This is a genomic window from Lentzea sp. HUAS TT2, from assembly GCF_051853195.1.
GTDB lineage: Bacteria > Actinomycetota > Actinomycetes > Mycobacteriales > Pseudonocardiaceae > Lentzea.
On sequence record NZ_CP196667.1, the window covers coordinates 2,700,338 to 2,722,513 of the forward strand.

Genomic DNA, 22,176 nt, shown 5'->3' on the forward strand with positions numbered 1-22,176 from the left:
AGCGGTTTTTTGCGTCCAGGCGGCTCGTTGCCCGCGGAACAGTTGAACAGCGGTCTTGACGCCACGACAGACGGCCGTTTAGATCAGGTTCGAGTGAGGATGGGGAGTCGTCACTCAAATCCTTTTCGCCACCTGCATTTGCGCGCAAATGCAGGTTATTTGTCGTGCACGAACCGGGGGGAATCATGGATCCGCGCGTGCTCGAAGCCCAGAAGTGGGTCAACGCCACGTACGGCAGCAGAGGCGGCTACGAGAGATGTCCGGAGAACGGCAAGACCGGATGGACCACCATGTACTCGCTCACCCGAGCCCTCCAGATCGAGCTCGGGATCGGCACGCTGTCGGACTCGTTCGGCCCTACGACGTTACGCCTGCTCGGAGAGCGGGGGATCATCCAGTTCGGCTACCCGCACACCAACATCGTGAAAATCCTCCAGCACGGCCTGTTCTGCAAGGGGTACAACGCCGGCGAGGTGGAAGGCACCTATCACCCCACCACCAAGTACGCGGTGGGCGAGCTCCGGCGCGACATCGGACTCGTCATTGAGGGCGGAGTCGACCCGAAGCTGTTCAAGGCAATTCTGACCATGGACGCCTACGTCCTGCTTTCCGGCGGCCGCACCGCGGTGCGCAACATTCAGCAGTGGCTGAACAACAAGTACATCAGCAGGTCGTCGTTCTTCATCATCCCGTGCGACGGAATCTATTCACGGGACGTCCAGACGGCATTGCTGAAAGCGATCCAGTACGAGATCGGCGTTCCGGACGAGAACGCCACGGGCACGTTCGGGCCGACCACGAAGGCCGGGCTGCGCAACAACCCCGTCCGGCCCGGTTCCTCCACGACGTGGGTGCAGCTGTTCAGCGCCGCCTGCGTCTTCAACAGCCCGTTCAAGTACGACCTGGACGAACCGCAGGTCGACACGGTCTTCAAGTCGGCGTGGGACGGCAACCTCACCACCTGGGTGCAGCTGTTCCAGCGGTTCTCGCTGCTGCCCCAGTCCGGGATCGGCGACTTCGCCACCTGGGCGCAGCTCCTGGTGTCGACGGGAGACGCGGACCGTCCCGTCTCGGGGTGCGACACCCGGTTCCACATCCTCAACGGCCGGGCGGCCCGGCTCTACGACGCCGGGTACCGGATCGTCGGCCGCTACCTCGACGAGCCACCGACGAGCACGCTGGAGAAGGAGATCCAGCCAGGCGAGCTCCAGGCGATCTTCGCCGGCGGACTGCGCGTCTTCCCGATCTCGCAGTACGACGGGAGCGTCATCGGCAACTTCACCTGGTCCGAGGGATACGACCACGCCCTGAAAGCGCACGACCGGGCGGTCGGTTACGGCTTCAACCGCGGGACCGTCATCTACTTCGCCGTCGACTACGACGCGACGGGCGAGGAGATCACCAGCAACATCGTCCCGTACTTCTTAGGGGTCCAGGCCGGCCTCGCGAACCGCGGGAAGCGGTACATCGCGGGCGTTTACGGCTCCCGCAACGTCTGCCAGCGGGCGAGCAACGAGGCGTTCGCACGGCACTCGTTCGTCTCCGGCATGTCGGTGGCCTTCTCCGGCAACCTGGGCTTCCCGATGCCGGACAACTGGTCGTTCACCCAGATCAAGGAGTTCGAGTTCTCCTCGGGTGGCGACAGCTTCGCGCTGGACAACACCGTCTTCCGCGGCACCGAAGGCGGTGCGGGGCCGGAGAACGTGGGCGGCCGCGACTCGTCCCTCGACGACGTGCTCGCCTACGTCGACCGCTTGTGGAACATCGCGGTCGCCTACGGCGGTGACCCGAACCAGAGGGTGCTCGAGTACCTGCGCTTCCCCCGGTACAACGGCCTCATCTCCGGGTGGCAGTCGCTGATCGGCGACGTGGACGAGGCCTGGATCAACCACGCCCGGCAGGCGGGTGCGGGTCAGGTGCCGTCGTACAAGGACCCGTCGCACGGCATCACCATCAACGTGGACCACCTCGGCGCGACGGCGAACGCCGTCTACCTCAAGGGCTCCGGCACCGGCACCACGGGCAACCGCGGCGACTTCGGTGGCTGGGGCGGCGATCTCTCCACGTTCTACGGCGAATGGCGGGCGAACGCCGGTTCCTTCGCCTCCGGGTACGACTTCTGCACCGCCCGTCTCGCGAAGATCAACGTGCAGTCGAGCTTCCCGTTGGGCGACCTGGTCGAGGACGTCGACGGCCACCTGCTCGGCACCGCCGCACGCAACGGGGGACGGTTCAACCAGCTGCTCCGCACCCACCTCACCGGGAACGGCCACGTCACGAGGTTCAAGCGCTTCTTCAGCGAACGCCACGGCAACAACAAGGCCAACGTGGTCGCCGCGGCACGGCACATGATCGGCCGGCACGACGAGGACGCCGTGCTGGACACCCTGCGCTGGGCCGCGATCCAGAGCACGGGAGGCTGGCCGACGACGAAGCCGGAGGACCTGCCCGACAACAAGATCACCCCGTTCCTGCAAGGTTATGCGGACACGATCCAGCGCCTTGCGGGTCTGTGACGCGAGGAGCACCACTGTGTTGAGAGGAGCGGTCGCCGCGGTGTTCGCGGCGGTCGTGATGTACGTCTGGGGCTTCTCGAAGATCCTGTCCCCAGATGTCGGGGAAGCATGCGCCGCACGTGGGGAGACGTGGGACGCATGGGAGTACCACGCGTCGTTGTTCCCGCTCAGCCGCACCTGCAACGCGCGGTTCGACCTCGCTCCGCCCTACGTCAACCCAACGATCTGGGCACTGCTGGCGCTGGCCGTCGTTCTCACGGTCCTCGCTGCTCTGACACGACTTCGCAGGGGGAAAGCATGACCGAACACAGACTCGGCCGACGTCGGTTCCTGGGTGTCGCGGGCGTGGTCGCCGCGGCCACCACCGTCGGGTTCGCACCCGCCGCGTCCGCCGCGCCCACCGCGTCCGCCAACGGCTGGCCGCTGGGGCACAAGGACATCGTCCGTCACACGATCGAAGGCTCCGGCGCGACCATGGCGTTGCGGTCAGGCGATGTCGCGACCGTGCTGCTGCACGTAGCGCGCCGGTACAACTACGAGATCGCCACGATCGGGCTCGCCCACATCAGCCAGGTCGCCGGTACGGCACCGTTCGAGACGAACTACGCCTCGGGCACGGCATTCGCCATCCGGCCCGACCTGTATCCGCTGGGGGTCAAGGGAAACCTCTTCCCGGCCGAGCTCCTCGTGCTCCGCGACATCCTCGCCGAGTGCGACGGGGTCGTGCGCTGGGGCGGTGACTTCAAGAGGTCGCCCAAGGAGGGCCACTTCCAGATCGACGTGCCGCCGGGCAGCCCGAGGCTGGCCGCGACGGCCCGCAAGATCAACGGCTGGCGGCAGGGCAAGGCGGCAGGAGCGCCACCGGAAGCGTTCTCCAAGGCGCGGACCGCCGAGGCCGAGGTGCTCGCCCGCCGGCAGATCGCGACCGGCTGACCGCTGACGACCGGATGACGTTCGGCAGGATGTTGACCACGGCGAAACGGTCTTGGCCGTAACATCCGCCCCGTGCCCAGCAGCCCTGCCGAGCGTCCCGCCGAGGCCGTCGAGTCCGACCTCTCCGAGGACACCGACTCGCTCACCCACGAGGAGCGCGTCGCACCGACGTGGACCGAGTCACTCGCCCGCGGCCTGAGCAGACCGTTCGGCGGTCCGCTCGGTGAGCACGCGCTGGTCGGCCGGAACTACTTCTGGACGGCGCTGCGGGTGATCCTGATGCTCGCCGTGGTCACGTTGCTGCTGGGCTGGGTGCAGAAGTCGCCGTGCGTCCAGCAGTACACCGACGACAAGGGCGTCGTGCAGCTCGACTGGCGGGGCAGCAAGCAGTTCACCGCGCTCTGCTACTCCGACACGGTGCCGCTCTACACCGCGGAACGGCTCGACCAGCGCGGTTCCTTCCCGTACATCACGTCGTGGAAGGACGACGAGGGCAAGCCGACCGAGCACGTCCGGTACATGGAGTACCCCGTGGTCACGGGCGTGTTCATGTGGCTGAACGCGCGAGTGGCGCAGGGCCTCGTGGCGCTGGTGCCGGGGCTGCCGATGACCGTGATCGTGTTCTTCAACGTCACGGCGTTCTGGCTGGCCGTGGCGTGGCTGGTGACGGTGTTCTCGGTGGCTCGCATCGCACGGCGCAGAACGTGGGACGCGGCGATAGTCGCCGTCTCGCCGTTGGTCATCGTGCACGCGTTCACGAACTTCGACACCATCGCGACGGCGTTCGCGACGGCCGGTCTGCTGGCGTGGGCGCGGAAGAAACCCGTGCTCGCCGGTGTCCTGCTGGGGCTCGGTGGAGCGGCGAAGCTCTATCCGCTGTTCCTGCTCGGGCCCTTGCTGTTGCTGTGCTGGCGGTCCAACCGGATCAAGGTCGGTCTCACCACCACCGCGGCGGCCATAGGTGCGTGGGCGCTCGTCAACGCGCCGATCGCGTTGAACCCGGCGTCGCAGACGGGGTGGCGTGAGTTCTTCCGCCTCAACACCGAACGCAACGCGGACCCGGACACGCTCTACAACGTCATCGTGCAGTGGACGGGCTGGCAGGGCTTCGACCCCGGACTGACCCAGGGGCAGCCGCCGACGGTGCTGAACACGGTCAGCATGGTGCTGTTCCTCATCTGCTGCGCCGGCATCGCCTACGTCGCGCTCTCCGCACCGACGCGGCCCCGGCTCGCGCAGCTCGGGTTCCTGGTCGTGGCGGCGTTCCTGCTGACGAACAAGGTGTGGAGCCCGCAGTACTCGCTGTGGCTGGTGCCGCTGGCCGTGCTGGCGTTGCCGCGCTGGAAGCTGCTGCTGGCGTGGATGGCGGTCGACGCGCTGGTGTGGGTGCCGCGCATGTACTTCTACCTCGGCACCGACAACAAGGGCCTGCCGATCGACTGGTTCCTCGGCGCCGTCCTGCTGCGGGACGCGGCGGTCATCGCACTCTGCGTGATGATCATCAAGGAGATCTACCACCCGGAACGCGACCTGGTGCGGCAGGCGGGCGACGACCCGTTGGCGGGCGTGCTGGCCGACGCGCCGGACCGGCAGCTCGTCACACCCGCACGAGGCGCGCCATCGCACCGAATGCGGTCCCGTTCGGGTGCAGGTGATCACCGGAGTCGAACTCCGGACGCAGTCTGAGCGGATCGGCGGGGTCGCGCACGGCCTCGTCGAAGTCGATGGCGCCGGGGAAGGTGGCGCGGATCCACGCGTTCACCTTCTGCCGTTGCTGCTCCTTGGTCTCGGTCCAGTTGAACCAGCCGCGCCACGGCGTGATGGTGCCGACGTGGAACTCCACGCCCGCGTTGCGGCATCGCGCCTGGAGCGTGCGGATGCCGGCGATGACGTTCTCGGCGCTGACGCCGTGCTGGATGTCGTTGATGCCGCCCAGCAGCACGACCTTGCGGACTTCCTTGCTGTACAGGACGTCTCGCTGCACACGGGTGACCATCGGCGCGTCACCCAGCACCACGCCGTTGCCGTTGATGCCCGCGTTCAGCACCGCGTAGTCGCTCTCCACCAGCGACGGCCAGGTGTTCTCGGAGAAGCCCTCGGTGATCGAGTCGCCGAACATGACCACCGCACCCGGCGCGGTGAAGCCCGCGACCTCGACCGCCGAGACGAGGCAGATCTGCTCCCGCGTCGAGGTGATCGTGCGGTGGGCGCGGGCCTGGCACGGCGTTCCGGCGGGCGCGTACGTGCTGATGTCCAGCGTCTTGGTGACGGCGAGCTGCACGGCATCGCTGTAGACCTGGCCGCGGGCCTTGATCGTGACGCCGCGGGACCTGTTGAACGTGAGCTGCCGCGTCTGGCCGTCCGCGGTGACGGTGACCTGCTCGACGCGGACCGGTTTGATGCCCGTCAGGTTCGACAGGCGCACCCTGACCGAGGTGCCGCCCGCCGCGAGGTCGACCGTCGTGCGCACGCTCTGGTCGGCGACGGCACCCGACGACGTCGGCACCGCCTGCCACACGGGCAGCCAGCGGATCACCTCCGAGCGCACGGGCACGCCGTCGGAGGCACCGCAGACCAGCACCAACGCCAGCACGATGATCACCCTCACGGGTGCAGTGTGCGTCGGGTCAGCGCTTCGCTGCTACGGCCCCGCGGAGGAACTTCAGGTCTTCGTGGTCGTCCTCGGTGACGTCCCTGGCCTTGAGGAACACCACGAACAGCGCCACGAGCAAAGCGGCACGGCCCCACACGCCGATCATCACGGCCTGCGCGGAGAAGCTGTCGTAGATCCCGGCCGGCTGACCGAACTCGATCGCCCAGAACCAGCGGAAGATGCCGATGCCCATGGCCAGGTCGACCACGAAGTACGCGAAGGCCCACATCAGCCGCACGCGCAGCAGCACCAGGAACGGCACCAGCCACAGCGTGTACTGCGGCGAGTGGACCTTGTGCAGCAGCATGAAGCCGCACAGCATCGCGCCGGACACCGCGATCCACGGGTAGCTGCCCTCTCGCCGGAACCGCAGCCAGCCGTAGCCGGCGGCGATCGCGAACGAGAGCAGGATCGTGATCGGCGAGATGACGCCCACCAGCGACTGCATCGCGTCGTCGCCGATGAACGGGCGCAGGCCCCAGTACCAGATCGAGTTCGTGGTGATGTCGACCCTGCGCAGCTGCTGGAACTCGAACGACGCCGCCCAGCCGTCGTAGCCGGCGATCGCGAACGGCAGGTTGACCAGCACGACGGTGATGATCGAGGCGAGCCCGACCTTGACCGCGCCTGCCACGTCGACCTTCTTGCCGCTCGGCAACTCCTGGCCGCGCCAGCCGCCGGTGGCGACGAAGAGCATCAGCGGCAGCACGAACGCCGCCGGGTAGACCTTGAACGCGAACCCGAGCCCCAGCAGCACGGAGGCCACCGTCGCTCTTTCGACCAGCGGCCTGTTCCAGCGGTGCACCACGAAGATCGCGGCGACCGAGCACAGGACGACCGGCAGGTCCCAGTTGTGGAAGGCGTAGAGGATCAGCGGTGGACCGATCGCCCACAGCAACGCGCGCCAGCGGGCGAGCTTGCCCAGCAGCCAGCCGGTGAGCAGGCCGAACGGCGCCATCAGCAGCGACGAGTAGAGCAGGTACTCCGCGTCGTTGTGCGCGAAGATCGCACCCGCCCAGATGAGCAGGCCGGAGAGCACCGGGTACTCGACGGAGCCCCCGATGAGGACGCCCTTGTCGTTGATGTTGCCGTCGACGTACGGGAAGACGTGCCGGTCGATGTCGCGCCCGATCCAGAGGTGCTGGATGTCGGAGTAGCAGACGTCTTCCTTGTTGCGCTCGTCGTAGTCGGGCTGCGTGCGGCCCCACTGGTCGAACGCGGGACCGGTGCAGCGGTCCTTGTTGATGAAGCCCAGCAGCAGCGTGAGCCCGCACAGGAGCACGAGCACGACAGCGGCGGGCCTGCCGAAGCGGTTCGCGAAACGCCCGGCGTCATCTCGCTCGGACGTCACGCTCACCACCTCGTGCACGGTGTTCACCGGCCGGCGCGGTCGCGCAGGAAGGCGATGTCGTCTGCCTGGCCCTCGTCCGGCGTCTCCACCACTACGGGACATCCGGCGCCGGCGACCACGGCCGCCAGCTGGTCGGCGTCGATGGTGCCAGTCTTGATGTTGTCGTGCCGGTCGCGCGAGGAACCGAACTCGTCGCGCGAGCTGTTGAGGTGCACCAGGTCGATCCGGCCGGTGATCGCTTTCACCCGATCGACGATGCCGACCAGGTCCTCACCGGCGGCGAACGCGTGGCAGGTGTCGAGGCAGAAGCCCGCGCCGAACTCGCCGACCGCGTCCCAGAGCAGCTTGAGGGAGTCGAACGTGCGGGCCATGGCGCCGTCGCCGCCCGCGGTGTTCTCGATCAGGACCGGGACCGCGAAGCCGCCGTCGGCGACCTGCCGTTCGAAGAACTTGCGCCAGTTCGCGAAGCCGTCCGCCGGATCCTCGCCCTTGGTGACGTGCCCGCCGTGCACGATCAGGCCCTTCGCGCCCACGGTCGCGGCGGCCTCCGCGTGCTGGATCACGTTCTTCCTGGACGGAATCCGGATCTTGTTGTTCAGCGACGCGATGTTGATCATGTAGGGGGCGTGGACGAACACCTCCAGATCGGAGGCGAGCAGGGCCTCCGTCTGCGGATGAGGTTGGGGTTTCTTCCAGCCCTGGGGATCCGACAGGAAGAACTGGACGACCTCGGCCCCGCGTTCGGCCGCGGCGCCGACCGGGTCGTCGTCGCGTACATGGGCCCCGATGCGCATACGCAGGAGGGTAGTCGGCGTCCATAACGCCATCGCAGCCGCCGCCGATAGGAGTAATTGGAAAAACTGGGGATGGTCTACGTCACCACCAGGACCTACGGTCGTTACTTGAGAGTAGGAAAGGGGTTGGTATGCGACTGCTGAGCGCCTCCGCGGCGACGCTCCTGGCGTTGGCGTCCGCCTCCGTGGGCATCACCTCCGCCACGGCGGCCGAGCCCATCGTGGTGGGCAGTTGCGCGACGTCCGTGCAGGGCGCGCCCGGTACCCCGATCTCTCTCAGCCCCGCCGCGGTCACCCAGCCGATCACGGACCTGGTGCGCGCCGTCCCGGTGCTCGGGCCGCCGCTCGTCAAGCCGTTCCAGGACGGGTTCACGCAGGCCAAGCCCATTCCCATCGGTGCGGTGCAGGTCGGCCAGACGACCATCAGCGGCGGCACGATCGCGAACGCCGTGATGGCGGAGGTGCGCAAGATCCCCCTGCTCGGCCCGATCCTCGGCACGCTCGACCAGACCGTCCGCGCGACGCTGACCAGCGGGTGCCAGGTCACCGTGACGGGCGTGAACCAGGTCGTGGCGCCGGTCCAGGACGGGTCCAAGGCGATCGCGGACGCCTCGCAGCAGGCCGTCGGCGCGATCCCCGGCGCACCGAAACCCCCTGGTCAGCAGCCTCAGCCGCAGCCGGGCACCCCGCCAGGTCAGCAGCCCGGCGCCCAGCCGGGCGTTCCCGGTGTCGGCGCGGGCGCGCCGAGCAACCGCGACTTCTCGCTCTACCCCATCGGCTCGAACTTCGGCCGCGTGCCGCTGTTCAGCTACGGCTCGCTGCCGTTCGCGATGCCCGGCCTGTACTCGCCGTCGCCCGGCGTGCGGTACGGCTCGCAGGTGCCCCGCGCGTCCAACGGCACCGGCGTCGAGGGCGACCCGGTGCTGGCGGCCGGCCGCGCCACGGCGTTGCCCCGGCTGAGCGGTCCCGGCGGCGTCGGCGCCCCGGTGCTGGTCGCGGTGCTGATGCTGGCCCTGGTCACCGGCGCGCTGGTCCGGACCTGGGCGCTGCGCCGCACCCCTGCGTAGTCGCCGGACGCGCTCTGTTAACCTTTGTCAGTTGCTGACGCGACGACCCTCCTGCCACGGAAAGCCCGTGGCCGCGAGTCCACAGGAGGTGAGTGGTCCTCATGCGTCATTACGAAGTGATGGTCATCCTCGACCCCAGTCTCGACGAGCGCACTGTCGCACCGTCGCTCGACACGTTCCTCAACGTCATCCGCACCACGGGCGGCAACGTTGAGAAGGTCGAGGTTTGGGGCAAGCGCCGGTTGAGCTTCGAGATCAACAAGAACAGCGAGGGCATCTACGCGGTGCTCGACCTGTCCTCGACGCCTGAAGCGGTGAAGGAACTGGACCGCCAGCTCGGTCTGCAGGAGACGGTGCTCCGGACGAAGGTCCTGCGCCGCGAGCCCGCCAAGGCCGCCAAGTTGGCTGCCAAGGCTGCGGCCAAGTCGGACGCCAAGTCGGCCAAGTCGGCGGCCAGGGCCGCTGCCAGGGCCTGACCAACCTCGACTAGGGGAGCTCCCAAGACATGGCTGGTGAGACGACGATCACGGTAGTCGGGAACCTGACTGCCGACCCCGAACTGCGCTTTACCCAGTCCGGCGCGGCGGTGGCCAGCTTCACGGTCGCCTCCACGCCCCGCACGTTCGACAAGAACTCGGGCGAGTGGAAAGACGGCGAAGCGCTGTTCCTGCGGTGCAACGTGTGGCGGCAGGTCGCCGAGAACGTGGCCGAGTCGCTCACCCGCGGTTCGCGAGTGCTCGTCTCCGGACGGCTGCGCCAGCGTTCCTTCGACACGAAGGAAGGCGAGAAGCGCACTGTCGTGGAGCTGGAGGTCGACGAGATCGGCCCCTCGCTGCGCTACGCGACCGCGAAGGTCAACAAGGTCAGCCGTGGAGACGGCGGCGGTGGCGGCGGCTTCGGCGGCGGCGGCGGTCAGCAGTCTCGCGGTGGTGGCGGCGGCGCGCCCGCAGACGACCCGTGGGGTTCTGCCCCGCCGGCCGGCTCCGGTGGCGGTTTCGCCGACGAGCCCCCCTTCTAGACCGACTGCACCGGTCATCCAGTACTTCACTCATCGCGTATTCAGGAGTTAGAGACACATGGCCAAGCCGCCTGTGCGCAAGCCCAAGAAGAAGGTCTGCGCCTTCTGCAAGGACAAGAGCGCGTCCCTGATCGACTACAAGGACACGACGCTCCTCCGCAAGTTCATCTCCGACCGCGGCAAGATCCGTGCCCGCCGCGTCACGGGCAACTGCTCGCAGCACCAGCGCGACGTCGCTGTTGCCGTGAAGAACGCCCGTGAGATGGCCCTGCTGCCCTACACCTCGACCGCTCGCTAAGAGAAGGAGACACTGCGATGAAGCTCATCCTCACCGCTGACGTTTCCGGCCTTGGCGCTCCCGGCGACATCGTCGAGGTCAAGGACGGCTACGGCCGCAACTACCTGCTCCCGCGTGGTCTCGCGATCGTCGCGACCCGTGGCGCGCAGAAGCAGATCCAGGTCATCACCCGCGCGCAGGACACCCGCCGCGTGCGCGACCTGGACCACGCCAAGGAGATCAAGGCCGCGCTCGAGGGCCTCTCCGTGGAGCTCAAGGCCAAGTCCGCCGCCGGCAGCACCAAGCTGTTCGGCTCGGTCACGGCGTCGGACGTGGCGGCTGCCGTCAAGTCCGCCGGTGGTCCGGTCCTGGACAAGCGCGCCATCGAGCTGCCGGGTCACATCAAGACGACCGGCAAGCACTCGGTCACGGTTCGCCTCCACCCCGAGGTCACCGTCGCCCTGCCGCTCGTGGTTACCGGCGGCGAGTAAGTTTCGTCGATCTCGTCGGGCGCCCCGCCACACGTTGGTGGGGTCCGCCCACGGTTCGGTTTGCTGAAGCGCCGTCCACCCGGAATGCTCCGGGTGGGTGGCGCTTTCGCTCGTTCGGACCAGTGCCGTTCTGTCCACGTCCTGTGGATAAACACCGCGTACAGCCGTGTCGCGACACGCCGAAGAAGGTGTTTTTCGCGACACGCCGAGGGTGTGGCGCACAACTTTTTCCACAACTTGTGCACAGCCTCTGAGCTGCAGTTAGTTCTGTCACTCCACTGGTTGTCAACAGGTTGTCCCCAGCGCCACGATCCCTGTGGGCAACCATCCACAGGTTGTCCCCCAGTTGTCCACAGGACGATCCACACGCTGGTTTGCTTGCTCCGGACGGGTCCCTCTAGCGTCGCTCTCAGGGCAAGGCCATCGCACAGCGTGGCCGCCCGAAATTGTCGGTGCCGCGCGGTACAACTAGGGGACTCAGGCACCGTCTCTCGACTCTTCGCAGGGGTGATTCGGCAGTGGCGCTCGTGGACGACCGGGGCATGGCGGAGCCCGCATTCGAGCGTCAGCCGCCCCAGGACCTGGCCGCGGAGCAGTCCGTCCTCGGCGGCATGCTGCTGTCCAAGGACGCGATCGCGGACGTCATCGAGGCGCTCGCGCCGAACGACTTCTACCGCCCGGCGCACCAGGCGATCTACGACTGCATCCTCGACCTGTACGGCCGCGGCGAGCCCGCCGACCCGATCACCATCTCGGCCGAGCTCGAACGCCGCGGCGAACTGCTGCGCGTGGGCGGCGCGCCGTACCTGCACACGTTGATCGCGACGGTGCCCACGGCCGCGAACGCCGGCTACTACGCCGAGATCGTGGCCGAGAAGGCGGTGCTGCGCCGCCTGGTCGAGGCCGGCACGCGCATCGTGCAGCTCGGCTACAACGGTGCCGAGGGCGCCGACGTCGACGAGGTGGTCGACCGCGCACAGGCCGCGATCTACGAGGTCACCGACCGCCGCACGACCGAGGACTACGTCGCGCTGGAGGACCTGCTCCAGCCGACCATGGACGAGATCGACGCCATCGCGTCCCGCGGCGGCATGTCGCAGGGCATCCCGACGGGCTTCGCCGACCTCGACGCGCTGACCAACGGCCTGCACGGCGGCCAGATGATCATCGTCGCCGCCCGCCCCGGTGTCGGCAAGGCGCTGGCGCTCGACACCCCGCTGCCCACCCCGTCCGGCTGGACGACGATGGGCGACATCTCCGTGGGCGAGTTCCTGATCGGCGCCGACGGCCGCCCGACCCGAGTGGTCGCCGCGACCGAGGTGATGACGGGCCGCCCGTGCTTCGAGGTCGAGTTCTCCGACGGCACGGTGATCGTCGCCGACGCCGAGCACCAGTGGCTCACGGAGTCGTGCAGCGAGACCGGCGGCTTCTGGGCCATTCGCACGACCGCGCAGCTGTTCGACCGCGTCGGCGTGTGCCGCATGTTCGTGCGCATGTCCGCAGCGTGGGACCTGCCCACCGCCCCGCTGCCCCTGTCACCCCACTCGCTCGGCCTGTTCCTGTCGGGCCTGGGCGACCTGGAACTGACGGACGACGAACTGCGCGTGGCCAAGTCCCTGGACCTGGCGGACGAACCGCACATCCCCGCCGCGTACCTGCGCGCGTCCCGCAAACAGCGCGCGGAACTGCTGGCCGCCCTCCAGGTGGACGGCCGCTTCGCCCGCCTCCGCCGCGACGTCGACGAGCTGATCGCGGGCCTCGGCCAGCACGACCAGGTGGAGATCACCGCCGTCCGCCCGGTCGCCTCGGTGCCGGTGCGCTGCGTGCAGGTCGACAACCACGACCACCTGTACCTCGCGGGCGAGACGATGATCCCGACCCACAACTCGACGCTGGGCCTCGACTTCGCCAGGTCGTGCTCCGTCAAGCACGGCATGACCAGCGCCATCTTCAGCCTGGAAATGAGCCGCACCGAGATCGTCATGCGCATGCTCTCCGCCGAGGCGCGCATCCGCCTCAGCGACATGCGAGGCGGCACGATGAGCGACGACGACTGGACCCGCCTGGCCCGCCGCATGAGCGAGATCAGCGAGGCACCGCTCTTCGTGGACGACAGCCCGAACCTGACGATGATGGAGATCAGGGCCAAGGCCAGGCGCCTCAAGCAACGCCACGACCTCAAGCTCGTGGTCGTCGACTACCTCCAGCTGATGTCCTCGGGCAAGAAGACCGAGTCACGCCAGCAGGAAGTCTCGGAGTTCTCCCGAAACCTGAAGCTCATCGCCAAGGAGCTCCACGTCCCGGTCATCGCGATCTCGCAGCTCAACCGTGGCCCGGAACAGCGAACCGACAAGCGCCCGATGCTCTCCGACCTCCGTGAGTCCGGCTCCCTGGAGCAGGACGCCGACATGGTCATCCTGGTCAACCGCCCGGACGCCTGGGAACGCGACGACCCGCGCGCCGGCGAGGCCGACCTGATCATCGCCAAGCACCGCGCGGGCCCGACCGCGACCATCGTCGTGGCGCACCAGCTGCACTACAGCCGCTTCACCGACCTGGCCCAGACGTAAGCCGGCGGCGTCGGCCGACCGCTGCTCTGGCATCGCCTCTGTCGACAGATCGGATCCGAAGCCCTAGGACCGCAGGCCGCGCAACGCCGCGTCCACGACCTGCCGCGCGTACTCGCCGGTCAACGGCGCGGTGCGGTGCAGCCATCGGTTGAGGATCGGTCCCCAGATCAGGTCGACCGCTACCTCCAGGTCCACGTCCTCGGCGAGTTGTCCTGCCTGCTGGGCGGTGAGGAGGCGGGCCTTCTTGATCTCGCGCATGGGCTTGTCGAGCCGGGTCGCGTAGTCGGCGGCGATGGCCTGGTCGAGGACGATCTCGGTGTGCAGGGCGCGCATCGCCTGGTCGAAGCGCGGGTCGTTGAGTTCCTCGACGGTGGCGGTCAGGACCAGTTTCAGGTCTGCGGCCAGGTCGCCGGTGTCGGGGAGAGCCGCGGCTTCGCCGTCTCCTGCGAGGGTGAGGAAGGCGTCGAAGAAGAGCGCGCCTTTCGAGGGCCACCAGCGGTAGATCGTTTGTTTGCCCACGCCCGCTGACTTGGCGATGCGCTCGATGGTGAGTTTCGGGTATCCCACCTCCCCGACGAGGTCGATCGCCGCGGTGAGGATGGCGCGACGCACGGCATCGTTGCGCCGGCTGGGGTCTGGGGCAGCCGTGGTGGACACGGCGCCAATGTAGCGCACGGCGAGACGAGACGTCTCGTCTTGACAGGGAGTCACAGCTGGAGGCATGCTTCATCCGGTCAACGAGACGAGACGTCTCGTCTCGTCAGAAGCAGGAGGGAACGAGATGACTACCTCAGCCTCGTCGCGGGTCTGGTTCGTCACCGGTGCGAGCCGTGGTCTCGGCCGCGCCTTCACCGAGGCGTCGCTGGCCTCGGGTGACCGGGTCGTCGCGGCGGCCCGCGACCTCTCGCCGCTCGACGAGCTCGCCGCGCGATACCCGGAACGGCTGCTGCGGCTGCCGTTGGACGTCACGGACCGCGACGCCGTTTTCGACGTCGTCGGGACGGCCGTCGAGCACTTCGGGAGGCTCGATGTCGTCGTGAACAACGCCGGCGCGCTGTTCGCCGGGATGGTGGAGGAGTTCAGCGAGGCTGACGCACGCGCGCAGATGGAGCTCAACTTCTTCGGTGCTTTGTGGGTCAGTCAGGCGGTGATGCCGCACCTGCGTGCCAACAGGAGTGGGCACCTGCTGCAGATTTCCAGCATTGGTGCGCTCGGCGGGTTCGCCAGCACGGGGCTTTACAGCGCCAGCAAGTTCGCGCTCGAAGGGATGAGTGAGGCGCTGGCCGCGGAGGCGGCGTCGTTCGGCGTGAAGGTCACCATCGTTCAGCCCGGCGGGTACTGGACCGACCTCTACGCCAGCAGCAGGGCGGCTGAGCCGAACCCCGTCTACGACGAGTTGCGCGCCGAGCTGCAGAAGATGTGGGCCGAGGGATCGGCCGACAGCGAGCCGAGGCTCGCCGCCGAGGCGGTGATGAAGCTGGTCGCGAGCGATGAGCCGCCGCTCCGGCTCTTGCTCGGCAGCCTGGTCTACGACGTCGCCTTCGACATCTCGCGACGGCGGATGGAGACGTGGGCGTCCTGGGAGGAGACCAGTCGCGCGGCGGAGAAGGCTGTGCCGCAGCCCGTTTCCTGACGGTCAGGGCCTGGACACCGTCACCCGCGCGGGTCGCGGTGCTGGTCAACGGCCCTCGCCTCGACTAGAACCGGACTGTGCTGCACGACCCGCTCACGGGCCTGCCCGGACACGCGCTGCTGCTCGACCGCTTGGAGCAGGCGCTCATCCGCGCCCGCACGCGCGGCACGCTCGTGACGCTGGTCCTGGTCACGGGTCCGGACGACGTGCTGGGGGCGGCGAAGGTGTTGCGGGCCGGGCTGAGGCCGGACTTCACGGTCGCGCGGTACGGCGACTCGGTGCTGGCGGTGCTGGCCGAGCACGACTTCGGGGACGGGTCGCCGATCGCCGAGCTGATCAGGCAGCTGGCCGGGGAGAGTCCGCAGGTGCACTGGGTCACGAGCGACGGGGACGCGACACCCGAGAACGTGATCGCCACAGCGCGAACACCCCCCACACGGCACTGAGCCCCAGCGACACCGTCGTGTCGCTGGGGCTCAGCTTCTTACCGGAGGAGGGTGTTACATCTTGCGGGGTGTTGTTACAGCGAGCCGGTCACCGTCTGGAACAGGTTGGCCGGGTCGATCATGGCGAGCGCCGGGGCGTTGAACGGCAGCTGCGGCAGCGCGCGCTCGTCGGCCGAAGGCGCCAGGCCCTGGGTCGGGTTCAGGTTGAGACCCGAGAGGGAGGCCGGGCCGTCGAGCGGCAGCGCGGGCAGCGAACGCTCGGTCGGCAGGGCGGGCAGCTGCACCGGCACCGGCAGGGCCGGGGCGGTCACCGGGAGGGACGGCAGCGAACGCTCGCCGGCGCCGGCCGGGACGAGGCCCTTCGCGGCGTCGAGCAGCTGGCCCAGGGGCAGGCCCTGCACGTTCGGGGTGATGCTGCCGGTGCCACCGTTCAGCGGCAGGGCGGAGCGCTCCTGCGCCACACCGGGCAGAGCCGGGGTGGGCAGCTGGCCGGCCAGAGCCGCCAGGTCAGCCGGGTTCGGGAACTGGTTGACCGGCAGCTTGCCGTCCAGACCGTCGATGCCGTGGAACGCCGGGACCTCGTTGGCCTTCATCAGGCTGTCGATGCCCTTGGGGAGCTCGAGGCCCTTGAGCTGCGTGGCGCGCAGCGTGCCGTCGGTGTCCTCGCCGGTGAGCTGCGTGTCGTCGCTCGTGCCCAGCGTGGTCGCCTGGCCGACGACCTCGACGGGGATGCGCGCGACCTTCGCCGCGGCCTCGACCGGGACGTTCATGTCACGAGCGGACAGCGGGCCGCTGCCCTCGGTGAGGGTCTCGCCACCGGCCTGGGTGTACGAGGTCTTGTCGGTGACCGTGGTGGCGTTGCCCGCCGCCGCGACCGCGTCCGCGTACACGCCGGCGAAGGCGTTGGCGGGGACGTTGATCAGGTTGCCGGAGACCGAGGCGTCGTCGGCCGAGGAGTAGCTGTCGGCACCCGACACGACGTTGGTGCTGGACACCACGTCGGAGTTGGTGATGCCGGCCGCGGCGACGGTGTTGCCCGGAACCGCCGGGAGCACAGCGGGCTGCGCGCCGATCAGGTTGCCGGAGACCGAACCGTGGTCACCGTTGCTGTTGACGTCGCCACCGGCGACCGAGCTGAGGTCGTTGGTGGAGAAGGCGTCGACGTTGCTGCCGCCGCCGACCGACCAGCCGAGCACCTGGGTGCCGGTGGCGACCGGAGCCGACACGACGTTGCCCGCGATGGAGCCCTTCTCACCGGTGGAGAGCGCGTCGCCGCCGGCCGTCATGTCGGTGGCGTTGTCGCCGACCGTCTTGTTGTTGCCCACCAGGGTCACGCCGTCGGCGAAGACCTGGGCCGGCGTCGAGGTCGGGACCTGGACGATGTTGCCGGCGACCGAGCCCTTCTTGCCGGTCGCGTGCGGGTCGTCCCCGGCCTTGACCGTGGTGTCGTTCGCCGTGTCCGACGTGGTGTTGCCCACCAGGCCGGCGGTGACGGCGAAGACCTGCGGCGCGACGGCGGTCGGGGCGGTCACGATGTTGCTGGAGACCGTGCCGTTGTCGTCGGCCGTGTTCGGGTTACCGCTGGAGCGGACGAACTTGACCTCGTCGGCCGAGCCGGCCGCCTGGCCACCGAGCGCGGCGGCGAGGCCGTAGACCTCGGCCGGAGCGGCGACGGGGACCTGCGCGATGTTGGCGGAGCCGACCGAGTCGTCGCCGAGGGTGCCCTGGTAGCCACCGGTGGTCGACTTGACGTCGTTCTCGCAGGTGCCCGCGGACTGGCCGGCGAGCGTGGCACCGTTGCCGCACACGTCCACGGCCGAGGCCGGGGCAACGTCGGCGATGTTGCCGGACAGCACCGACTTGCTGCCGTCCGTCAGGGTGCCGCCACCGGCGTTCGAGGTCGCCTTGTTGGCGTGCTCGGTCAGCGCGTTGCCCACGAGGGACGCGCCGTTGCCGCCCGCGGCGACGGGGAGCGAGATGGGCGCACCGGCGACGTTGCCGGAACCCGTGGAGCCGTGGCCCGTGGTGCGCTTCTCGCCACCGGCCCACGAGTCGTTCGTGGTGTCGCTGACGGCGGTCGCGTTGCCACCGACGGCGGCGGCGTTGTCGTCGACCGTGACGGGGCCGGCGAGCGCGGGCTCGACGATGTTGCCGGCGAGCGTGGCCGGGTCACCGTTGGTGCGGGTCGTGCCACCGGTGTACGCGCCACCGCTCTGCACCGAGTCGGTGGTGGCGTTGCCGGCACCAGCGGCCGAGTTGCCGTTGACCTCGGCCAGCGGGGACAGCGGGATCGGCACGGCGTTGCCGGAGATCGAGCTGTTCTCGCCGCTGGTGGTGACGTCGCCCTCGGAGGAGGCGAACGTGTTGGCCACCGAGTTGACGTTCGCGATGCCGGCCGCGCCGACACCGTTGCCGGTGATCTGAACCGGGGTCGCGCCCTGCTCGGAGACGACGTTGCCGGAGATCGCGCCCTTCTCACCGCTGGTGGTGATGGGGCCACCGGTCGTCGAGACCTGCTCGGCGGTGGTGTTGGTCTCCGCGTTGCCGCCGGCCGCGATCGCGTTGCCGGTGATCTGGACGGGGAGGATGTGGTTCACGGCAACGACGTTGCCGGCGAGCGCCTGGCCGGAGCCGTCCGTGACGATCGAGCCGTCGCGGTGGGTGTGCTGCGAGCAGTCGCCGGTCGCCTCGGTGTTGGCGAGAACCGCGATCGCGTTACCGCAGATGTTGATCGGCACATCGACGTGCGCCTGGATCGTGTTGCCGCGCACCAGGTTCTGGAGCGGGGTGCCCTGCAGACGCTCGCCTGCCTGGCGAACCAGCGGGTTCGCGACGGGCGACGCCGTGCGGGTGGGCACCGCGCTGGTGACGCGGTCCGTGCTGATCGTCCGGTCCACCTTGGGGACCGTGATCTCCTTGACCGGGGTGGCCAGCTTGTTCTGGTCCGCCTTCAGCGGAACAGAGGCCGCGACGTCGACGGCCGGGGGAGCTGCGTCCGGGTCGACGTTCTCCTGGGCAGAAGCGATGCCCGTACCGAGCATCAGCAAACCACCAGTGACAAACGCGGTCTGAAGTCCGCGCTTTGCCCAGGTCTGCATTAGATCTCCTTCATCGGGTTCCCGTCGAGAAAGCGACGGGGGCTCAAGGGGGTGGGGCCGAAACGCGCAGGGGAAGGCGCGTCATCACCGGGGGAGTCGCACGCGGTGATCGACCTGTTTGAGCGCAAGAAAAAAGCGCGACGGTCGACTTCCGGACAGCCACGGGGAGGAGGGCTGTCGCGGACCGCGCGCTGGAATCAGTCGGGGTTGATACCGGGCTGCTTGCCCGGCGTCACGGTGACCTCGTCAGTGGACGGCGCGAGAGCGCGCGTCGACGAGATGCCGTGAACGTTGCCGGGTGCAGCGAAGGCAGCGGTCGTGCTGCCCTTGGAGGAGCCAGAACCGTCGTTGCACGAAGAGCACTGCACCGGCGCGGGGGCCGGGACGGGCAGCTTCGGGAACGGGTTGCTGGGCAGGGACGGACGCTGCTCGGAGGGCACGACGAAAGCGTTGTGCTCCAGCATATCCGTCCACGTGCCACCGGACGAGCCGGTGAACTGCGAGACCACAGGGGCCGGCGACTGTCCGGCCTCGGTGGCGGGAGCCGGGATCTCCGGGAACGTCACGTCCAGCGACCGCGCCGAGGCGGGGCTGTCGGAGTGACCGATCCTGGTGACCTGCGGCAGGATTCGTGCGGCGATCTGTTCGACCGCCTGGGAGACCTGCACGGCGGGCAGGGCGGCGCGAGCCTTCTCCTGCTCGGCGCGCAAGGTCTCGTCGAGCTTGTGCACTGCCTCGGCAGCGGGAACGACGACCGGCAGCTTCTCGTCCGTCTTGGCGACGATCTTGCTGACGACGTCGAACTGCTGAGCATCCGCAGTAGGCACCGTCTCCGCGTTCGCGGCAGACGTGGTGAGCACCCAGGCAACGGCCGTTCCCGCGATCGCCCCACCGACGGCGAGCAGCGCTCGGGTGGCGAACCGGCGGATGCCGTTCGCTCCCGTCTTCGCTCGCAAGTCAGCGGACAACGCAGGAATCCTCGCTACTCGGTGGCACTCAAGGGAATCGCCGACGATCAACGTGATCAAGTCGACGTCGGCGACTCTGCCAGTCCATCCACCCCGAATGCACGCTCTGAGCGCCCGGTTAACTACATCGTGTGAACGCCCCGCCGGGACTCACACCCGCTTCAGCACACGGGCGGCGCCTGCCGCCGCGGTCGACGCGAGCACCCAGCCCACGGCCACGAGCAGCGAAGATATCCATTGCGACGCACCGGTGAACTGCCACTTGCCGTCGTGGCCGAAGTCGATGATCGGGATCAACAGGTCGAGCGCGAGGAGCGCGGCGTTCCACACCGGGTCCTCGTCCTTGTTGAGCTTGACCATCGGGTGCCAGTTGAACCAGAGGGCGCCGAACAACCAGAAGACGCCGAGCCAGCAGATCGCGAGCCACGGCCGGTAGCCGTAGCCGACCGTGAACCGCTGCACCACGCCCCAGACCCGTCCGGCGCGACCCAGTTCGGAGTAGCGGCGGCGTTGCTTCTCCAGCTGGACCTTCTGCGCGAGCTCCTCCTCGCCGCCCTGCTGGTAGACGGCGGCGAGCTGTTCGTACGGTCCCGGCGCGAAGTCCGGCTGCACCTTGAGCAGCCACTTGAGGCGCGTCTGCACCGGCACGTCCGGGTCGGCGGTGATGCCGGCGAACTCGAAGTCGTCCACGGCGACGCCGCCCTCGGCGTCCCACAGCCCGGGCCCGTCGGTCACCGACACGGCCTTGAGCCTGCTCAGCACTATCTTTCCCTTGGGCTGCTGGCCGGCGGGGATGTGCAGGCGGAACTGGTGGACGGTGAGGCCGTAGGCGTTGAGCGCGATGTCCGCGGAGGTCGAGCCGAGGTGCGAGTCGCTGAAGGTCGCCATCTTGCCGACCTCGCCCAGCCGGATCCGGACGCCGCCGACCGCGGTGAACCCGCGGCTGCACAGGAGGTCCTTGCCGATCGTGATGGCGCGGGCGTCCAGTGACGGCTTCTGCGTGCCGTTCGCGCGGAGCCTCGGCAGGGTCAGCTCGGCGCCGGACATGTCGAGCGTCGAGCCGATGTTCGCGTTCTGCAGACGCACCGAGCCCTTGGCCTTCAGCGCGCGCAGGAAGAGCGTGCCGCCGATCTGGAGGCGGTCGGCGAACAGGACGTCGATGCCGGGCCCGTGCAGCGAGACGCCGGACATGCTGGCGCTGCCGTTGATGGTGGCGTTGGACAGCCGCACCTGACCGTAGGTGTGCAGTGCCTGCGACCGGAGGCCCGCGCCGTTGACGGCACTGCGGGCCTCGACGTCGCCGCGGACGTGCATGCCGTCCGCGTGCAGGGCGACCGGGATGCGGTTCGTGACGTCGCCGGCGAGTTCTTCGGCGAACTCGCGTGGCCCGATCACCGCGCCGGACAGCCGCAGGTAACCGCCGATGCTCGCGTTCGGCAGCCGTACGGTGCCCTCGCTGGTGAAGCCGTCGTCGAGCTCGACGTTGCCCTCGACCCGGATGCGGTCGGCCACGAGCGTCGCGGCCTCGTCGGCGGACCCGTGCGGCAGGACCAGCACCTGGTTGTCGACGCGGTGGGCGGAGTTGAGGCGGGCACCGGTGAACTCGACGTTCCCGTTGATCCGCGCGCCGTCGAAGAGCACCCGGCCGTCGGCGGTGAACCGGCCGCCCTCGGCGTTGCAGAAGACGTTGCCCGCGACGACGATCCCGGACGCGTCGAGCGCGTCCTTGCCGGTGTTGAGCAACCGGGCGCCGCCGAGGTGGACGCTGCCGCCGATCGCCGCGCCGCGCAGCCGCACCTCGCCGTTGGCCCGCATCGCGATGGCCTGGACCGAACCGCTGACCCGCAGCCGAGCGCCCAGCAGCGCGTGGTCGTTGTCGGACCGCAGCACCGCGCCGGCGAGCCGGAGCGTGCCGTCCACCGCGGCGTCGGTGAGGTCGACGGTGCCGGTGCAGGTGAAGCCGGCTTCGAGGACCAGGTCGCTGAAGATCCTGAGGTTGCGGCCCTGCAGTCCCGGCACGCGGGTGCCGCGCAGCCGCAGGCCGATGAGCCGGGCCATGCGGAGGTCGAGCGACTCCTCGAACGTGCAGTGGGTGAGGTCGATGACCCTCGTGACGCGGGTGCCCTCCAGCTCGAACCTGCCGGTGATCCGCGCGTTTCGGAGCCGCAGGGCGGGCAATCCCTTGCGCGGCACCCGGTACAACCCGGTCAGCAGACCGGTGAGCACCTCGCCGCGAACGCTCTGTCCGGTCAGGTCTGTCTCGGTTCCCCCCGCGTAGGCCCCTGCGACCTGGCGCTCGACTTCGGTCAAGTCTTCCGGCTTGATCACTTCGTCCTCCCCTGACGAGTCGGATCATCCCTT

General features: G+C 68.9%; 19 protein-coding genes. 12 read left to right on the plus strand and 7 right to left on the minus strand.

Annotated elements, in window-relative coordinates; translation table 11 throughout:
* Positions 1-185: 185 nt before the first annotated feature.
* From ACSHWB_RS13475 to ACSHWB_RS13490, 4 genes are all read left to right on the plus strand, one after another.
* Positions 186-2,516 (plus strand): glycoside hydrolase domain-containing protein, encoded by a 2,331-nt coding sequence (locus tag ACSHWB_RS13475; protein ID WP_439662372.1) that lies wholly within the window; start codon positions 186-188, stop codon positions 2,514-2,516.
* Between the two features lie 16 nt (positions 2,517-2,532).
* Positions 2,533-2,817 carry a hypothetical protein gene (locus ACSHWB_RS13480; RefSeq protein ID WP_439662373.1) on the plus strand — a complete coding sequence of 95 codons (285 nt, stop codon included), beginning with the start codon at positions 2,533-2,535 and terminating at the stop codon, positions 2,815-2,817.
* The gene (locus ACSHWB_RS13485) at positions 2,814-3,449 is read left to right on the plus strand and encodes a M15 family metallopeptidase (RefSeq protein WP_439662374.1); all 636 of its coding nucleotides are present in this window, start codon (positions 2,814-2,816) and stop codon (positions 3,447-3,449) included. The genes ACSHWB_RS13480 and ACSHWB_RS13485 overlap by 4 nt, the downstream gene beginning before the upstream one ends.
* A 72-nt stretch (positions 3,450-3,521) precedes the next feature.
* Complete coding sequence (locus ACSHWB_RS13490) at positions 3,522-5,135, plus strand: glycosyltransferase family 87 protein (protein WP_439662375.1); 1,614 nt, start codon at positions 3,522-3,524, stop codon at positions 5,133-5,135.
* On the opposite strand, the gene ACSHWB_RS13495 is transcribed toward ACSHWB_RS13490, so the two are convergent.
* The 3 genes from ACSHWB_RS13495 to ACSHWB_RS13505 are packed head-to-tail and all read right to left on the minus strand — an operon-like array spanning position 5,047 to position 8,247.
* Positions 5,047-6,057: a GDSL-type esterase/lipase family protein gene (locus ACSHWB_RS13495; RefSeq protein ID WP_439662376.1), complete on the minus strand. Its 1,011-nt coding sequence runs from the start codon at positions 6,055-6,057 to the stop codon at positions 5,047-5,049. The two genes, ACSHWB_RS13490 and ACSHWB_RS13495, sit on opposite strands and share 89 nt — an antisense overlap.
* 19 nt (positions 6,058-6,076) lie before the next feature.
* Positions 6,077-7,453, minus strand: a complete 1,377-nt coding sequence (locus ACSHWB_RS13500) for a glycosyltransferase family 87 protein (protein WP_439662377.1) — start codon at positions 7,451-7,453, stop codon at positions 6,077-6,079.
* A 23-nt stretch (positions 7,454-7,476) separates the two neighbouring features.
* Positions 7,477-8,247: a deoxyribonuclease IV gene (locus ACSHWB_RS13505; RefSeq protein ID WP_439662378.1), complete on the minus strand. Its 771-nt coding sequence runs from the start codon at positions 8,245-8,247 to the stop codon at positions 7,477-7,479.
* 131 nt (positions 8,248-8,378) lie between these two features.
* Here ACSHWB_RS13505 and ACSHWB_RS13510 point away from each other — a divergent pair, with 131 nt between their 5' ends.
* From ACSHWB_RS13510 to dnaB, 6 genes are all read left to right on the plus strand, one after another.
* Entirely contained in the window at positions 8,379-9,314 is a 936-nt protein-coding gene (locus ACSHWB_RS13510; protein ID WP_439662379.1) for a hypothetical protein, read from the plus strand.
* Positions 9,315-9,415: 101 nt separating this feature from the next.
* Positions 9,416-9,790 carry a 30S ribosomal protein S6 gene (rpsF, locus tag ACSHWB_RS13515; protein WP_439662380.1) on the plus strand — a complete coding sequence of 125 codons (375 nt, stop codon included), beginning with the start codon at positions 9,416-9,418 and terminating at the stop codon, positions 9,788-9,790.
* Between the two features lie 29 nt (positions 9,791-9,819).
* The gene (locus ACSHWB_RS13520; protein WP_439662381.1) at positions 9,820-10,332 is read left to right on the plus strand and encodes a single-stranded DNA-binding protein; all 513 of its coding nucleotides are present in this window, start codon (positions 9,820-9,822) and stop codon (positions 10,330-10,332) included.
* Between the two features lie 58 nt (positions 10,333-10,390).
* Complete coding sequence (gene rpsR, locus ACSHWB_RS13525; RefSeq protein ID WP_030480165.1) at positions 10,391-10,630, plus strand: 30S ribosomal protein S18; 240 nt, start codon at positions 10,391-10,393, stop codon at positions 10,628-10,630.
* 17 nt (positions 10,631-10,647) lie between these two features.
* Positions 10,648-11,100 carry a 50S ribosomal protein L9 gene (rplI, locus tag ACSHWB_RS13530; RefSeq protein ID WP_439662382.1) on the plus strand — a complete coding sequence of 151 codons (453 nt, stop codon included), beginning with the start codon at positions 10,648-10,650 and terminating at the stop codon, positions 11,098-11,100.
* 611 nt (positions 11,101-11,711) lie between these two features.
* Positions 11,712-13,670 (plus strand): replicative DNA helicase, encoded by a 1,959-nt coding sequence (gene dnaB, locus ACSHWB_RS13535; RefSeq protein WP_439664590.1) that lies wholly within the window; start codon positions 11,712-11,714, stop codon positions 13,668-13,670.
* Positions 13,671-13,733: 63 nt separating this feature from the next.
* On the opposite strand, the gene ACSHWB_RS13540 is transcribed toward dnaB, so the two are convergent.
* Positions 13,734-14,327 carry a TetR/AcrR family transcriptional regulator gene (locus ACSHWB_RS13540; RefSeq protein WP_439662383.1) on the minus strand — a complete coding sequence of 198 codons (594 nt, stop codon included), beginning with the start codon at positions 14,325-14,327 and terminating at the stop codon, positions 13,734-13,736.
* Positions 14,328-14,451: 124 nt separating this feature from the next.
* Between ACSHWB_RS13540 and ACSHWB_RS13545 the strand changes: the two genes are divergently transcribed.
* Both ACSHWB_RS13545 and ACSHWB_RS13550 read left to right on the plus strand, forming a co-directional pair.
* On the plus strand, positions 14,452-15,303 hold the full coding sequence (locus tag ACSHWB_RS13545) for an SDR family oxidoreductase (protein WP_439662384.1): 852 nt from the start codon (positions 14,452-14,454) through the stop codon (positions 15,301-15,303).
* 77 nt (positions 15,304-15,380) lie between these two features.
* Positions 15,381-15,749, plus strand: coding sequence for a hypothetical protein (locus tag ACSHWB_RS13550; protein ID WP_439662385.1), 369 nt, complete (start codon positions 15,381-15,383; stop codon positions 15,747-15,749).
* A 74-nt stretch (positions 15,750-15,823) separates the two neighbouring features.
* On the opposite strand, the gene ACSHWB_RS13555 is transcribed toward ACSHWB_RS13550, so the two are convergent.
* From ACSHWB_RS13555 to ACSHWB_RS13565, 3 genes are all read right to left on the minus strand, one after another.
* Positions 15,824-18,847 carry a beta strand repeat-containing protein gene (locus ACSHWB_RS13555; RefSeq protein WP_439662386.1) on the minus strand — a complete coding sequence of 1,008 codons (3,024 nt, stop codon included), beginning with the start codon at positions 18,845-18,847 and terminating at the stop codon, positions 15,824-15,826.
* A gap of 197 nt (positions 18,848-19,044) precedes the next feature.
* On the minus strand, positions 19,045-19,815 hold the full coding sequence (locus ACSHWB_RS13560) for a hypothetical protein (protein WP_439662387.1): 771 nt from the start codon (positions 19,813-19,815) through the stop codon (positions 19,045-19,047).
* 150 nt (positions 19,816-19,965) lie between these two features.
* Positions 19,966-22,143 carry a hypothetical protein gene (locus ACSHWB_RS13565; RefSeq protein WP_439662388.1) on the minus strand — a complete coding sequence of 726 codons (2,178 nt, stop codon included), beginning with the start codon at positions 22,141-22,143 and terminating at the stop codon, positions 19,966-19,968.
* Positions 22,144-22,176 lie beyond the last annotated feature (33 nt).